This is a genomic window from Candidatus Ichthyocystis hellenicum (genome assembly GCF_001460935.1).
Classification (GTDB): Bacteria; Pseudomonadota; Gammaproteobacteria; order Burkholderiales; family 2013Ark19i; genus Ichthyocystis; species Ichthyocystis hellenicum.
Genome location: NZ_LN906597.1, coordinates 474,063 through 488,058 on the forward strand (window position 1 = coordinate 474,063; position 13,996 = coordinate 488,058).

The 13,996-nt window shown below is 41.9% G+C and carries 18 protein-coding genes; 17 read left to right on the top strand and 1 reads right to left on the bottom strand.

Annotated features, from left to right (window positions below; genetic code table 11):
• The first annotated feature begins 22 nt into the window (after window positions 1-22).
• From minD to Arg41_RS02260, 17 genes are all read left to right on the top strand, one after another.
• Complete coding sequence (gene minD, locus Arg41_RS02180) at window positions 23-832, top strand: septum site-determining protein MinD (protein ID WP_092342054.1); 810 nt, start codon at window positions 23-25, stop codon at window positions 830-832.
• A gap of 2 nt (window positions 833-834) precedes the next feature.
• Complete coding sequence (gene minE / locus Arg41_RS02185; protein WP_092342052.1) at window positions 835-1,098, top strand: cell division topological specificity factor MinE; 264 nt, start codon at window positions 835-837, stop codon at window positions 1,096-1,098.
• Window positions 1,095-1,592: a crossover junction endodeoxyribonuclease RuvC gene (ruvC, locus tag Arg41_RS02190; protein ID WP_092342050.1), complete on the top strand. Its 498-nt coding sequence runs from the start codon at window positions 1,095-1,097 to the stop codon at window positions 1,590-1,592. Before minE ends, ruvC begins: the two co-directional genes overlap by 4 nt.
• Window positions 1,589-2,179 carry a Holliday junction branch migration protein RuvA gene (gene ruvA / locus Arg41_RS02195; protein ID WP_092342048.1) on the top strand — a complete coding sequence of 197 codons (591 nt, stop codon included), beginning with the start codon at window positions 1,589-1,591 and terminating at the stop codon, window positions 2,177-2,179. Before ruvC ends, ruvA begins: the two co-directional genes overlap by 4 nt.
• Window positions 2,169-3,191, top strand: a complete 1,023-nt coding sequence (gene ruvB, locus Arg41_RS02200) for a Holliday junction branch migration DNA helicase RuvB (RefSeq protein ID WP_420885861.1) — start codon at window positions 2,169-2,171, stop codon at window positions 3,189-3,191. Before ruvA ends, ruvB begins: the two co-directional genes overlap by 11 nt.
• 16 nt (window positions 3,192-3,207) lie before the next feature.
• The gene (locus Arg41_RS02205; RefSeq protein WP_092342044.1) at window positions 3,208-3,921 is read left to right on the top strand and encodes a MotA/TolQ/ExbB proton channel family protein; all 714 of its coding nucleotides are present in this window, start codon (window positions 3,208-3,210) and stop codon (window positions 3,919-3,921) included.
• Window positions 3,882-4,307: an ExbD/TolR family protein gene (locus Arg41_RS02210; RefSeq protein WP_157722239.1), complete on the top strand. Its 426-nt coding sequence runs from the start codon at window positions 3,882-3,884 to the stop codon at window positions 4,305-4,307. Before Arg41_RS02205 ends, Arg41_RS02210 begins: the two co-directional genes overlap by 40 nt.
• A gap of 14 nt (window positions 4,308-4,321) precedes the next feature.
• On the top strand, window positions 4,322-5,119 hold the full coding sequence (locus Arg41_RS02215) for an energy transducer TonB (protein ID WP_092342040.1): 798 nt from the start codon (window positions 4,322-4,324) through the stop codon (window positions 5,117-5,119).
• Between the two features lie 16 nt (window positions 5,120-5,135).
• A complete protein-coding gene (gene tolB / locus Arg41_RS02220) occupies window positions 5,136-6,425 on the top strand; it encodes a Tol-Pal system beta propeller repeat protein TolB (RefSeq protein WP_092342038.1) in 1,290 nt (429 codons plus the stop codon).
• A gap of 22 nt (window positions 6,426-6,447) precedes the next feature.
• Window positions 6,448-7,011 carry an OmpA family protein gene (locus Arg41_RS02225; protein ID WP_092342036.1) on the top strand — a complete coding sequence of 188 codons (564 nt, stop codon included), beginning with the start codon at window positions 6,448-6,450 and terminating at the stop codon, window positions 7,009-7,011.
• Entirely contained in the window at window positions 7,011-7,784 is a 774-nt protein-coding gene (locus Arg41_RS02230) for a tetratricopeptide repeat protein (RefSeq protein ID WP_092342034.1), read from the top strand. Before Arg41_RS02225 ends, Arg41_RS02230 begins: the two co-directional genes overlap by 1 nt.
• Before the next feature lie 8 nt (window positions 7,785-7,792).
• Complete coding sequence (locus tag Arg41_RS02235; protein ID WP_092342033.1) at window positions 7,793-8,929, top strand: hypothetical protein; 1,137 nt, start codon at window positions 7,793-7,795, stop codon at window positions 8,927-8,929.
• A 3-nt stretch (window positions 8,930-8,932) separates the two neighbouring features.
• Complete coding sequence (locus Arg41_RS02240) at window positions 8,933-9,475, top strand: TlpA family protein disulfide reductase (RefSeq protein ID WP_092342032.1); 543 nt, start codon at window positions 8,933-8,935, stop codon at window positions 9,473-9,475.
• A 38-nt stretch (window positions 9,476-9,513) separates the two neighbouring features.
• Window positions 9,514-9,981, top strand: a complete 468-nt coding sequence (gene accB / locus Arg41_RS02245) for an acetyl-CoA carboxylase biotin carboxyl carrier protein (protein WP_092342031.1) — start codon at window positions 9,514-9,516, stop codon at window positions 9,979-9,981.
• Window positions 9,982-9,999: 18 nt separating this feature from the next.
• Window positions 10,000-11,349 carry an acetyl-CoA carboxylase biotin carboxylase subunit gene (gene accC, locus Arg41_RS02250; RefSeq protein WP_092342030.1) on the top strand — a complete coding sequence of 450 codons (1,350 nt, stop codon included), beginning with the start codon at window positions 10,000-10,002 and terminating at the stop codon, window positions 11,347-11,349.
• A 91-nt stretch (window positions 11,350-11,440) separates the two neighbouring features.
• Window positions 11,441-12,469 (top strand): zinc-ribbon and DUF3426 domain-containing protein, encoded by a 1,029-nt coding sequence (locus tag Arg41_RS02255; protein ID WP_092342029.1) that lies wholly within the window; start codon window positions 11,441-11,443, stop codon window positions 12,467-12,469.
• A 16-nt stretch (window positions 12,470-12,485) separates the two neighbouring features.
• Window positions 12,486-13,328 carry a symmetrical bis(5'-nucleosyl)-tetraphosphatase gene (locus Arg41_RS02260; RefSeq protein WP_092342028.1) on the top strand — a complete coding sequence of 281 codons (843 nt, stop codon included), beginning with the start codon at window positions 12,486-12,488 and terminating at the stop codon, window positions 13,326-13,328.
• Here Arg41_RS02260 and Arg41_RS02265 read toward each other — a convergent pair.
• The gene (locus tag Arg41_RS02265; RefSeq protein WP_141663152.1) at window positions 13,304-13,849 is read right to left on the bottom strand and encodes a hypothetical protein; all 546 of its coding nucleotides are present in this window, start codon (window positions 13,847-13,849) and stop codon (window positions 13,304-13,306) included. The genes Arg41_RS02260 and Arg41_RS02265 overlap by 25 nt on opposite strands.
• Between the last annotated feature and the right edge of the window lie 147 nt (window positions 13,850-13,996).

The following is a 13,996-nucleotide window of genomic DNA, read 5'->3' on the forward strand; positions in this document are numbered from 1 at the left end:
GTGTTGAGGTGAAGGAGATATTGTGGCTCAGATTGTTGTTGTCACTTCAGGTAAGGGTGGTGTTGGTAAGACGACAACCAGTGCAAGTTTTGCTTCTGGTTTGGCACTGAAAGGTCATAAAACGGTAGTTATTGACTTTGATGTTGGATTGCGTAATCTAGACTTGCTGATGGGTTGTGAGCGTCGAGTTGTATACGACTTTGTTAATGTAATTAATAAGGAGGCTACCTTATCTCAAGCATTAATTAAAGATAAGTATTGCCCTGATCTCTATATACTTCCTGCTTCACAGACACGGGACAAAGACGCATTGACAGAGGACGGGGTTCAGCGGGTCTTGGAGGAGTTATCTTCGATGGGTTTCGGGTACATCGTGTGTGATTCTCCCGCTGGAATTGAGCATGGTGCCGTTATGGCGTTGCGATTTGCGGAGATTGCCATAATTGTTACCAATCCAGAAATTTCTTCTGTGCGTGATTCCGACAGAATTTTGGGGATTTTGCAGGCTAAATCCAAAGAAAGTAATGGTGAGCCAGTAAAAGAGTATTTGCTGGTTACTCGCTACAATGTTAAGCGAGCAGAGTCAGGAGAGATGTTGAGCTTTTCTGATGTTCAGGAGATTCTGAGAATTCCGCTTATCGGTGTAATTCCAGAGTCGGAAGTTGTTCTTCAAGCTTCGAATCAAGGCAAGCCCGTTATTCATATGGCGGAGCATGATAGCTCTCAGGCCTATCGTGATTTGGTTGATCGTTTTTTAGGAGAGGATCGTCCGCTAAGGTTTGTATCAGCCGAGAAACAGGGATTGTTGAAGAGAATATTCGGAGGGAGGTAGCTTTGTCTTTATTCGACTTTATATTTCACGGTCGCCAAAAATCAGCGGAGGTTGCGAAAGAGAGATTGCAGATCATTCTTGCTCATCAAAATGGGGGGAGCAATCATAATTTCTTGCCAGCGCTTCAAAAGGACCTAATTAATGTGATTTCTAAGTATGTTTCTGTTGGGGAGGAGGACATACGTGTTGCGTTGGAAAAGCAGGGTGACTACGAGGTTATAGAGGTCAATATTGTTATACCGGAAGAAGCTAAGCATGAGTTATGACAACTCGTATTCTTGGTCTTGATCCAGGTTCTCGTTTAACTGGCTTTGGTGTAATTGATTGCGCTTCTCCTTTTAAATTTAGTTATGTTGCTAGCGGAGTTGTCCGAACAACGCAGGGTGTTTTGGCTTTGCGACTGAAAGAGTTATTTGAAGGGGTAGGCACTGTTGTTGGTACTTTTTCTCCGGATATTGTTTGCATTGAGAAGGTTTTTGTTAATGTTAACCCGCAGTCTACGCTTTGTTTGGGTCAGGCAAGGGGTGTCGTGCTTTGTTCTGCAGCGATGTTTGATTTGCCAATTTCTGAATATACGGCTCTACAGATTAAGAAATCTGTAGTAGGTAACGGTCATGCCGATAAGAATCAAGTACAGTACATGGTGTCTTATCTCTTGGAATTGCAGAAAAAAGTTGGTTCCGATGCATCTGACGCTTTGGCGTGTGCTATTTGTGGTGCACAGCGTATCTTGTCGACAAGCGGTGGGGTTGGGAGATGATAGGTTATTTAAGAGGTGCTTTGGCAGAAAAAAGTCCTATCCATGTTGTTGTCGAGTGTTGTGGGATAGGTTATGACCTAGACGTTCCTATGTCTACGTTTTATCATTTACCTAATGTCGGTCAAGTAGTTCTATTGCGTACTCATTTGGCTATTCGCGATGATGCACACCTACTTTTTGGGTTTTTGACCGAGGATGAGAGAGTTTTTTTTCGCCAACTCTTGAAAACAAATGGTGTTGGCAGTCGTTTGGCATTGGCCGTTTTATCGGCAATGACCTTAGATCAGTTTTCAATAGCAGTTCTATCAAAAGATTTATCTCTTCTTAAGACAATTCCAGGGGTAGGATCTAGGCTAGCAGAACGATTGACGTTGGAGATGAAAGATTTTTGTTGTTCGCGCCGATCATCATTTGATCAAGTCAATAGTTCTACTTTGGCAAGATCAGTGGTTGATGATATTTCCCATGCTTTGGTGTCATTGGGATATTCAATGAAGGAGATAGCTGTTGTTATGCCGAAAGTTTCTGGTGAAGTAGATGTTTCTGATGGGATTAAATTAGCACTTAAGTATCTTTCTGCGCAGTGATGACATGATAGAAATTGATCGTATTGTTACTCCTAATAGAAATAGTGATTCAGATGGTTCGCTGGAGCGAGCACTGCGTCCTAGGACGTTGTCAGATTACGTTGGCCAATCTAGTATTTCTAAGCAATTATCCATTTTTATCCAGGCGTCCTTACAGAGACAAGAGCCCCTAGACCATGTATTGTTGTTTGGTCCCCCAGGGTTGGGTAAGACTACTTTAGCTGCGATTATTGCCTATGAGATGGGTGTTAATCTCCGTCAGACTTCTGGTCCTATCATAGAAAAAGCAGGGGATTTAGCAGCAATTCTGACTAACATAGAAAAAAATGATGTTGTTTTTATCGATGAAGTTCACCGCTTATCTCCTTCTGTCGAGGAAATTTTGTATCCGGCTCTTGAGGATTATCGTTTGGATATTTTAATCGGTGATGGTCCTAGTGCCCGTTCAGTTCGTTTGGATTTGGCTCCATTTACCTTGGTTGCAGCTACAACACGAGCTGGTATGCTAACTGATCCGTTGCGAGATCGTTTTGGCATAGTTTTCCGGTTAATGTTTTACTCTAGTGACGAATTGGCTTGTATAGTTAGGCGATCGGCACATTTATTGGGAGTTGAGTTGGATGACTCTGCTGCTTTTGAGATAGCACGCAGATCTCGTGGCACGCCTCGAATTGCAAATAGATTGCTAAGAAGAGTAAGGGACTTTGCTGAAGTAAAGGCCGATGGCCATGTTACGTATGATGTATCTTGTGCTGCTCTGAAGCTTATGCAGGTTAATGAATCGGGGCTAGATCGTAATGATTTGCGTTTTTTGAGGACAATTTGTGATCATTTTGATGGTGGTCCGGTTGGATTGGAGAGTGTTGCTGCGGCTGTAGGCGAGTCAGTGGATACGATAGAGGATGTTATTGAGCCGTTTCTAATTCAACAGGGATTTATGCAAAGAACTTCTCGTGGTCGAGTATTGCTTCCAAAGGCACTAACTTGCATAGAAAAATCTTCCGAGTTTTAAAGGGGGGGTAGGAAGAATGTCGATAATTGAAGTATTGAAGTCTGCTACCTGGATAACCAAATCTATTTTGTTTATTCTGCTTGTTCTTTCTGTTGCGTCTTGGGCTGTTATGTTCTCGGAATATGTAGTTTTGAGGCGGCTTTCTTCTCATGTTTTGGCTATAAATAATCTTGTTAAATCTTGTTCTTCTATACAACAAGTGAATAGCTATTTGAGACAACATGTTTTAATATCTGTTTTTGTTGACATAATTGAAAAGAGTGAATCGATTTGTCGAAAAGCTATTGCCAGTAAACGTTCTTTTTTGCCGTCAGAGATTATGGTTCCTGTTCACCGTTGTGCCGACGATGCTGTTTCTAGTTATGTCAATACTATTGGATCCCATATTAATTATTTAAGCATCATTGGGGCTATTTCTCCTTACATAGGTTTGTTAGGGACGATTTGGGGTATTGTAAGTGCCTTTCAGGGCTTTTCCGATCTATCCAGAGTGACTCTGTCACAAGTAGCCCCAGATATTTCGGAGGCGTTGGTTTCGACTGCCGCTAGCTTGCTTGTAGCCATTCCTGCTGTAGTTGCTCACAGCAGGATGAATCTTATGTTAGATGAGTTGGTACAGGCTATTTGTGATTTTAAGGAGTGCTTTTTGTTGCACCTCCACATGCATTTGATATCAGGAGAAGAAATTTGTTGGAAAGATCAAACAGAAGAGACATTATTGCGCCATTGAACATCATTCCTTTGATTGACATTATGTTGGTGTTGCTGGCTATATTTATGATAACAGCTCCTGTCATGAATGTTTCCGATATTCACTTGCCTATTGTATCTGCTGGTAACCAATCTTCTCCTAATCCTAATCAAGGGCTTTCCATCAAAATTAACTTGGATGGCATCCATTTTTTGGGATTGGCTGGAACGGCAGATAAAGTTCTAACCCCGTCTGAGCTTAGGGGAGAGTTGGCCTCATACAGCAACCGTGATTCTATGGAAATATCAATTTTGGCAGATGAGAAGGTGCCATACGGTCAAGTTATGGGCGTGTTTTCTGTTATTCGTTCTCTGGGGTTTGTTAATCTTAATCTCGTCGTTCAAGATGGCACTGGTGGTTTATAGGATTAGGTTGGATCATGCAGAAAAGATTTTTTGTTTGGTCACTTTTTGTGCATGGAATTTTTTTTCTGCTCGTGGTACTTAATTCATCGGAAAAAGGGCAACCCAATATCAGCGGTGCTTATTCTTCGCCTCACGAAGAGAAATTATTAGTGCGTGGATTTATGCCACCTGCGGTACCCCCTGGTGGGGGGGGATTCGTTAAAACCGACTATTCTCCTGGGGTAACATTAGGAGGCGGGTATCATGTCTCCCAAGTAAAATCAAGCAAGATACAAAAGTTACATCACAGCACAAAGAAAATAAAAAGGGTGTTGCCTAAAAAATTTGAAGGACCACAGTCTTTATCATCTAAGAAATCTTATAGTAAATCGTCGAAAAGAATTAACATAATTAAGAAACAAGTGGGAGAACTTTCTTCCGATAAAATTATGGCCAGTATGTTGGCAGAAAAAAACAGAATAAATAAAGACATAAGAAACAAATATATAAGATCCCAATTGGATAAGTCTGTTGCTCTGTTGGAATTTACTCGTGAAAGGATAAAGTACCTTGATGCGATTCGTAGCAAAATATACGCTGGAGTTCTTTCTTCTATTCCTTTTTCTCCAAAACTGGAAACCATTGTTAAGGTTTATCAGGACCGCAAAGGGAAAATAATTTCAGTTAGCGTAATTAAGAGCAGTGGCAATCATGATTATGATAAACAGGTTGTTTCTGCTACCTATCGAGGAAGTCCATTGCCTTCTCCTGTACGCGCTGATCTTTTTCGGGATACAATCGTGCTAAAATTCAGTCCTCAACGGAAATTTTGAACATGAGGAGTTCCGAATGAGGTGGTTTGGTATAGTGTGTGGGTTATTTCTTCTTGTTGTTCCTCTTTCTTGTTTTTCTCAGCGTGTTGATATAGATATCAGCGGTGGGTCTAAGAGTCGTGTCAATATTTTATTGCTTCCTTTTCGCGGTGTTAGTTCTTTGGCCAGGGATCCGCTGGACATAGTTGTTGATGATCTGAATGATAGCGGGTTCTTCCGTGTTGAAAGGATTAAGAACAAGTCGATAAATGATTCTGTTAATGCAGTTGTTGATGCTTCTGTGTGGAAATCTCGGGGATTTGATGCTGTTGTTAATGGGCGTGTAGTTGCTATTCATCCGGGGCATTATGAGCTTAACTTTGCGGTTTACGATGTCAACCAAACTCGATATTTAGTTAATAATAAACTAGCTCTATCTGATAACAAGTTGGATAAAGTGGCCCATCTCATATCTGATGAGATCTACAAGTCATTTTTGGGGGTAAATGGTTATTTTAATAGTAAGATTGCGTATATTACTAAGAAAAATGGTAATTACGAATTGCATACTGCTGATGTAAATGGAAAAAATGATAAAACGTGGGTTAGTCTGTCAGAGCCTTTACTATCTCCTAAGTGGTCTTATGGCGGTGATATGTTGGCGTTTGTATCTTTTGAGCGCAAAAAACCGGTAGTTAAAATTTTGCACCTTGCTGATGGTACTTTGTCAACATTGGCTAACTATGATGGAAGTAATTCGTCTCCGGCATGGTCGCCAGATGGAAGTCATGTTTTGGTCGTTCTGACGAAAAACGGAGTTTCCGATATCTATGCTTTAACAGCGTCAGGTACAGACTTGGTTCCGGTGATTCATTCTTCTAGCATTGACACGGAGCCTGTGTACTCTCATGATGGAAAGAGTGTTTTTTTTACTTCTGATAGAGGGGGATCGCCGCAGATTTATCGTTATACACTAAGCACGAAAAGGACTGAGCGGGTTACTTTTGTCGGTGGGTATAATGTTTCTCCTGCCGTTAGTTCGGACGGACGTTATCTGGCCTATGTTAGTCGCCAAGAAGGCAGGGGTTATGTTGTGATGTTGATGGATCTTTCCTCTGGTCAATTTTGGTCTTTGACTTTGGGGCCCAATGATGAATCGCCGAGTTTTTCTTCTAATGATCAGTTGATAATGTATGCTTCTAACGTGGGTGGCAAGGGGACAATACATATTGTTTCCCTGTTGGGTGAAGAGCGTTACGAGTATAAGTTTTTTGATAGTAAAGTTATTTCTCCGTCGTGGAGCAGTAGTTCCGTCGTGGAGCAGTAGTATAAATCGATAGGATGTATGCATGCGAAAAGTAGCAATATTGTCTTTGATGTTATTGTTGTCCGGATGTGTTGCCAGTAATTATGGCTCTCGTAGTTCACGGTTTTGTCAGGAGAACAGTGGGGCGTATGGTGCCAATGAAGAGGCTGCTGGTTATGCTCCTGTCCAAACGGTGTCGTTAGACTCTTTGGAAGAAGGGACTTCAGGTGAGCATTCTTCTGCTGATCAACATAAAGCTAATTCACTTCAGAAGAGTGTTTATTTTCCTTTTGATAGTTTTGAAATTTTGCCACAGTACCAAGGTGTTATATTGTCGAACGTGAATTATTTGAGGGCTAATCACCTAGAAAGCATTCGCATTGTTGGAAATACAGATGAGAGGGGGAGTAGAGAATATAATCTGGCTCTTGGGCAGAAGAGGGCGGGGATTGTCCGTCAGGCTTTTGTCTCTATGGGTATATCTCCCTCACGTGTGGAAGCGGTTAGTTTTGGTAAAGAAAAACCTAGGGCAAAGGGGCATGATGAGAAGGCTTGGTCTGAGAATCGCCGAAGTGATTTGCTCTACAAGAGTCTTGGAGAGTTTTGATGAGTTATAGGCTACTTCTGTTTTTAGTTTTTGTTTCTCTTGGTAGGTTGGCTTGGGCGGATTTTGGTGATTTGCCATACTCTAGTAAGATGGTAGAGTTGGAGGATATGGTCGAGCATCAAAAGGGAGAGATTGTCAGTTTGAGGTCACGATTAGATCAGGTCCAGCTAGATATTCTTAATAGCAGGCAAGAACAATTGGTGGAACATCAGAAGTTAGTTGGGCAGTTATCTGATTTGCAGCAGCAGATTATCAAGCTTAGTTCTGCTCATGTGGTTAATAGCGATAAGTGTGTTTCTGCTCCACATATTGTTTCTAAACCTGTTTCTAAAGTAGTGGTAGAACCGTATTCTAATCCTATCCCAAGCCAATCGGTTATTTCTGAAGGTAAATCTGCTGAGTCCTTGTTGGATTCTCGATCCTACGAAAAAGCACTTCAGAGCATGAGGTCTGGTCATTATAGGGGAGCATTGGTATCCTTTAAGGATATAAAATCGAAATTGTCGCCAAACTCTCCACACAATGCAGATTTGAACTATTGGATGGGAACTGCTTACTATCTGCTTGGGGAGTATAAGGATGCTATTGAGTTTTTTTCTAATGTTTATGAGAGATGGCCTGAAAGTGAGCGTGCCCCGGATGCGCTGTTTAATTTAGTTAACAGCTATTACCAGACCAACCAAAAGTCAGAGGCGAAAATAGCAGGTGAGAATTTGGTTAAAAATTATCCTCATTCTGCTGCAGCAAAGTCATTGTCTAAGCTTACTCTTTGAGGGGTATCATGTTTTTTCCCAAAAGATTCGCTTTAGCGTTTTTTCTATGTCTTGTGAGTGGAGTTTCGGGGGCGGTTTCCTTTCATAGTGATCCGTGGACTATTGATGTTAGCGGTTCTTTTAATATGTCGATTGTGCTTTCATCTTGTAATAAGGATACTGCTCTTATTGATGTGTTGAGGTGTCCTTCTCTGCCAGATAGCTCGGGTTACTATGGTTTGACAAATGATTTTTCTCCGTCATATATTTCCCTCAGGTTGCTGCGGCAGGGGCAGCCGTTGAATGTTGGTGGTGTTTTGACGGTGCGGCTTCCCGTTTTTAATGAGCTTGTTCGCAGAGGTGATTTTACGGTTTCCCGTGCTATACCGCAGGGTTTTATTTTTTGGGAAACGCCTTCTTCTGGTCGTTTTGAAGTTGGTCGGGGGTACCCGTTGTTGGGCCGTGACATAGCATTTTTCAGTGGAATACTGCCAGGAAATTTACATAAATTTGAGGCGTTTTCAAGTTACAGAACTCATTTGCCCCGTTCTTATGCCTTCGTTTCTTACCAAACTCCAGCAACAGATGGATTTTCAGCCGCTGTTTCATTGGGAGATGGGGTTGAGCTGCAAAGCTATATAGGCGATCGTTCTGTGGAGGCTCATTTGCCTAATCTATCTCTTCATTTTTCCTACGAGAGTAAGTTAGTTCATTTGTGGGTTAATTATTTTGTGCAACCTTTGTCTTATAGGCATAGTGGATCTTCTTTTGATCTTTCTGCCAATGAGGTTGGTGCTGTTTTGGGTCCAGCTCGGTTGTCGGGTGATGGATTTTCTTTGGTTATGAACTACCAAATTGGTAGGGCGGTTGGTTTGTTGTCTGATTTTTTTGGTCCTATCGGACTAGAATTGAAGGGATTTCCAAAGATTAGCTATTTATTTGAGGGTATTGGGTACACAATGGGGTTGACGCGATTTTTTGCTGGGTATTCCAGAACTAACCTGCTTAGCCGTAAGCGACTTAGTGATGGTTGGGGCGGGGCTGTGAGTCATCAAATTAATCCGAACTTTTTTCTTTTTGGGCGTGTTGGTGTTGCTAATTGGCCTGGGTTGGTTATTAATCAACAGCTTCGATTTGTAGGTATGGGTTTTGTTCTTATTTTTTAATTCATGTTGCTAAGAGCTTCTATTTTTGTTTTCCTGGTGCTAATTCTGGGGGGGTATGTCTGCCGAAAATTTTTTGAACCCTCGGCAAATACTCCTGAAAGTTCGACAGAGATTTTTTTCAGGGATATTAACATAGTTGGTATGGACGGTAAGCCAGTTACCTTGCGGGCAGAATTTGGACAGGTGATTTTTAGCAATTTTTGGGGGACTTGGTGCGACTCTTGTGAAAGAGAGACAGACTTAATTTTGGGTTTGTATAGGGATTATGTGCCCTTGGGCGTTAAGTTTGTCAGCGTTGCTATCGACTCGATTGGCGATGTTGTTGTTTTTAATAAGAAGAAGATGATAACCTACCCGGTTTATGTTTCTGATATTAGTGCAATACGTTTTTTGCTAAAATACGGCGATATGTCCGGTGTTCTACCGTTTACCCTGGTGATTCACAGTCGATTCAGACAAGCTTTTGTTGGTGAGTTAAAAGATAAGGTTATTCGAAAGTTTATAGATAATGAGCTTTGTCTGGTGAGGGCGGATGTTGGGTCGTGATTCTTTGTGTTTAAAAATTCGGGGGTGTGTTTTTTCCCATGGACCTTAAAAAATTGAAGAAACTTATAGATATGGTTGAGTCTTCAGCCATTGCAGAGCTTGAGATTACCGAGGGCGAAGAGAAGATAAGAATAGTTAAGATTCCTCCGCTGCAGAATCAGCTCGTGAGCATTCCTGCTAACCTGTCTTCTCGTGATTATGTTGTTTCTGCTAATCCTCCTGTGACAAGAGATTTGTCAAGCGCACCCGAACTTGATGTTGAGGTTGTGCAGGATTTTATTATTCGTTCTCCTATGGTAGGTACTTTTTATCGTTCTCCTGCACCTGGACAGCCACCTTTTGTCTCCGTCGGTGCTTCAGTTAAGGCCGGTGATGTGCTGTGTATTTTGGAGGCAATGAAATTGCTAAATGAAATTGAAGCTGAGTGTTCAGGCGTTATTAAGTCCATTTTTGTTGAAGATGGCGAACCTGTAGAGTTCAATCAACCGTTGTTTTCACTATGCTAAATTTTGCGAAGGCAGTTCATGTTTAGGAAAGTTTTGATTGCCAATCGCGGGGAAATTGCTCTTAGGATATTGAGAGCTTGTCATTCTCTGGGTATCAGGACAGTTGCTGTTTACTCGTTGGCGGATTCTGATGCTAATTATGTGAAAATGGCTGATGAGGCGGTATGTATAGGTCCTGTTTCCCCTGCTGAAAGTTATTTAAATATTCCTTCCATCATTAGTGCTGCAGAAGTAACAGATGCTGATGCTATTCATCCAGGATATGGATTTTTATCAGAGAATGCTGATTTTGCGGATAAAGTTGAAAAGAGTGGTTTTGTTTTTATTGGCCCCACTTCAGAAGTTATTTGTTTGATGGGAGATAAAGTTTCTGCTAAGAGAGCAATGACCGAAGCTGGTATAGTTTGTGTTCCTGGATATGATCAAGTTCTTCCAAATGATCGCAAAGAGGTAGAAGAAATAGCCAAAAAGATCGGTTATCCCATAATTGTTAAAGCTTCTGGTGGTGGTGGTGGAAGAGGAATGCGTGTTGTTGCTGAGGAGGGAGTTTTATGGACCTCTGTGTTGGCAACTAGAGAAGAGGCGGAGCGGGGTTTCAGAAACGGTGATTTGTACATTGAGCGCTTTCTAGATAACCCACGCCACATTGAATTTCAAGTTTTGGCAGATAAAGTTGGTAATGTTGTTCACCTTGGGGAGAGGGATTGTTCTCTGCAGCGAAGACACCAGAAGATATTGGAAGAATCACCTGCGTTATTTATCAGCGATGATTTTCGTAATCGCATGGGTGAGGTTTGTGTTAATGCTTGTCGTTCTATAGGGTATGTCGGTGCGGGTACATTCGAGTTTTTGTTGCATGGTGAAGATTGTTTTTTTATTGAAATGAATACGCGTATTCAAGTTGAACATCCAGTTACAGAAATGGTTACGGGTGTTGATCTAATTAGGGAACAAATTTTAATAGCGGCTGGACATGAGATTAGTTTTAATCAGTCGGATGTTGTTATTAGAGGTCATGCTATAGAATGCAGAATTAATGCAGAGGATCCGGTAACCTGGATGCCTTTTCCTGGTTTAATTAGTGTTTACAATGTTCCCGGTGGTCCAGGGGTTCGCTTAGATTCACATGTATATCATGGATATAAGGTCTCTCCGTACTACGATTCGTTGGTAGGAAAATTAATAGTCCATGGTTCTGATAGAGCACAAGCCATAGCTCGTATGAAAGTTGCTTTGAGTGAGCTTGTGATCGGTGAGATCAAAACAAATATACCACTTCACTTTGATTTGTTGAGTGATCCTGATTTTTGTAGAGGTGGTTTTGGCATCAGGTATCTGGATGATTTTGTGAAGAGATTGAAGATGTGAATATAAAGGTTGTGTTCAGGGAGAAAGTGAAAGAGCGTGAAGATAACCTATAATATCAGTGGCTTTTTATACGTTTATTGGGAAAACAACAATGAACGCGGCCGTTTGCAGCGATACAATTTTGCAGTGCCCAACTTGTTACAAGCGCTATCGGGTTGCCGATGGGCGTTTGCGTAAGTGTGGATATCGTGTTCGTTGTGGTGGTTGTCGAGAGGTCTTTGATGCCAGGTCGGTAAGACTAAATCCTGCTGTTTGTAGTCCTCAGCTTATAAAAGAAAATAAACGGGAGAATGAGTTCTCGCTTCCTTGGCCAGTTTGTCCAGGTGTAACAGTTTGTGGTGAAAATGTTGACGAATACACTAAGATTGAACGAGTTGCTTCGGTAGATGATTCTTCATGTTTGATTGGTGGCGTTACTCAATTGGGTGCGTTTACTTTGATGGATGATTCTTTAACCACTTTTGATTCAAGTAGTTTCTCTTCCGATAGTGGTGGTTGTGATCCTGGTAATGTACCGCTGGATGTTCGAGGGATTAAGCATGTGGTTTTGGGTGCTCATGAGGGTGGATTATCTGCCCAAGTTTCGTTTGACAAAGGTCTACGTACTTTCAGCGAAGCGTTTAGGTGCGAAGGAAAAAAGGCTCGTATTAATGTTGCCAAGGGAGTTTTATCTAGATTTTTTATTGTTACTATTGTTTTTGCTGCCTTAGCTGTATTTTACGAACGCGATGAATTTGTAGGGTTTTTCCCCGGTAGCTATAATTTTTTGCAGAGGGTGTCTGCCTTTTTTGGTAAAACTGTGGTTTGGCCACATAGTAACTGGCAAATTAGTTTGCGTGCCGTGGAGATGCGGCTTGATCAGCAGGATGCCGAGAAGTTGGTACTTACCGGTGTCTTGAGTAATAGAAGTTATCAAAACTTATCTTTTCCCTCTTTAGAGATAACATTTTTAGACTCTGACGGTGTTGTTCTTCGTAAAGAAGTATTACCCCCCTCCAGTTATATAGGAGATGGTAGAGTGAATTTGGGATTTGCTGCTAGATCTCAAATAAGATTTTCGTCTGTTATCAAGAATAATAACTTAATAAAGGTTGATGGATTTCAGGTATCTTTGAAGTAAATTCGGTGTTTAAAAAATGCATTATTCTAGAGTTTTTGTGGTAGGGGACATTCATGGGTGTTATCGTAGCTTTATGGCACTGCTTGAGAAGGTTGGGTTTAGTCCTGGAGTGGATAGGTTATGGTGTGTTGGTGATATAGTTAATCGTGGTCCGGATTCCCTCAGCGTGCTCAGAACTCTTATGGGTTGGGGGGATAGTGTAGTTACTGTTCTAGGTAATCATGACTTGTATGCTTTGGCGCTAATTTCTGGGGTGACTCAAAAGTATAGGCATACGCTTTCCGATATCATTTCTTCATGCTATAAGAGCGACTGTATAGATTGGTTACGTACGCGTCCAATCGTATTTATGGATGAAAATTTCTTTTTGGTTCATGCGGGTATTTGTCCGATATGGACGGCACAGGATGCCCATTCTTATGCGCAAGAGGTTTCTGAGAGGCTGGCCGGGCCTCGCTTCACAAAATTTCTAAATGATTTTTATGAAATGGGTCACACATGCGTTGAATGGTCAGAAGGAATGACCGAAGAGTATAGAGCTATGTTTTGCTTAAATACATTTCTTAGAATCCGTTTTCTTTCCCTTTCAAATACTAAGCTTATTTTTTCACACGACAACAACCCGCTCACTCCTCCTGACGGAGGTCATGCATGGTTCAAGGGGCTTTCCTCATCTAAGATGGGAAGCAGGAAAATAATATTCGGACACTGGTCTAGCCTTGGATGGGCCCGAGGAGAAAACCACATATGCATTGATACGGGATGCGTATGGGGAAATCAACTAACCATTGTCGAATTACCAAGCATGACCAAGTCAACACAACCCTGCATAGATCAGTTTCTACTTCCATTGCCATAGTAATGATCATCAAAGTCTTCATCGTCGTCGTCATAGTGGTGTCGTCTATGCCTTTCGCCTCGCTGGTCTACTACACGTTTGATCCTAGTGCTTCCGTCCCTAAATACAGACACCTTCACCCTGTCACCTGGTATGAACGCGTTAGTAAACCGTTGAATAATAACGACTCTATCTCCATCTTCTTTCAATACAACCAGACGCGTAGCACGCTTTCCTTTGCTGTTTTCAGAAAAGTCGCTGTCGCGAACATTGTTTTGAACTGCTGCTCCACCGATAGCCGCTCCCGCACCAGCCCCAACAATAGTACCAACGCCACTGCCGTTACTCATGCCTGCCCCAGCTAACCCGCCAACAATGGCTCCCAGCAGGGCTCCTTTTTCGGCAGTGTTGCCTGATCCCAGTCCACTTTCAGAATAGTAAACCGTACTAACCCGCTTGATTTGACCATAAAAACTTCTTTGCTGGTAACTGCCAGCATCATCTGCTACGCTGTCCCAGAAAGCTTCGCTGCAGGCACTCATCAACAGGACACAAGTGACAAGGGTGACACTAGAGATCAATTTCTTGCAATTAAACGCCATATCACGGATACTCCTCGATAAAAATGGAAACGACTACAACAATGCCGGTGGCGACATTGTATCCTACTTCCTCTTCGGTGAAGATAC

Bases quoted from the DNA above. Each gene is read 5' to 3' on its own strand.
- Arg41_RS02205 (WP_092342044.1), top strand. From the start codon at position 3,208: ATGTCGATAATTGAAGTATTGAAGTCTGCTACCTGGATAACCAAATCT.
- Arg41_RS02215 (WP_092342040.1), top strand. From the start codon at position 4,322: ATGCAGAAAAGATTTTTTGTTTGGTCACTTTTTGTGCATGGAATTTTT.
- Arg41_RS02235 (WP_092342033.1), top strand. From the start codon at position 7,793: ATGTTTTTTCCCAAAAGATTCGCTTTAGCGTTTTTTCTATGTCTTGTG.
- ruvC (WP_092342050.1), top strand. From the start codon at position 1,095: ATGACAACTCGTATTCTTGGTCTTGATCCAGGTTCTCGTTTAACTGGC.
- Arg41_RS02255 (WP_092342029.1), top strand. From the start codon at position 11,441: ATGAACGCGGCCGTTTGCAGCGATACAATTTTGCAGTGCCCAACTTGT.
- tolB (WP_092342038.1), top strand. From the start codon at position 5,136: ATGAGGTGGTTTGGTATAGTGTGTGGGTTATTTCTTCTTGTTGTTCCT.
- Arg41_RS02260 (WP_092342028.1), top strand. From the start codon at position 12,486: ATGCATTATTCTAGAGTTTTTGTGGTAGGGGACATTCATGGGTGTTAT.
- ruvA (WP_092342048.1), top strand. From the start codon at position 1,589: ATGATAGGTTATTTAAGAGGTGCTTTGGCAGAAAAAAGTCCTATCCAT.
- accB (WP_092342031.1), top strand. From the start codon at position 9,514: ATGGACCTTAAAAAATTGAAGAAACTTATAGATATGGTTGAGTCTTCA.
- Arg41_RS02230 (WP_092342034.1), top strand. From the start codon at position 7,011: ATGAGTTATAGGCTACTTCTGTTTTTAGTTTTTGTTTCTCTTGGTAGG.
- Arg41_RS02240 (WP_092342032.1), top strand. From the start codon at position 8,933: ATGTTGCTAAGAGCTTCTATTTTTGTTTTCCTGGTGCTAATTCTGGGG.
- Arg41_RS02265 (WP_141663152.1), bottom strand. From the start codon at position 13,849: ATGAGTGCCTGCAGCGAAGCTTTCTGGGACAGCGTAGCAGATGATGCT.
- Arg41_RS02225 (WP_092342036.1), top strand. From the start codon at position 6,448: ATGCGAAAAGTAGCAATATTGTCTTTGATGTTATTGTTGTCCGGATGT.
- accC (WP_092342030.1), top strand. From the start codon at position 10,000: ATGTTTAGGAAAGTTTTGATTGCCAATCGCGGGGAAATTGCTCTTAGG.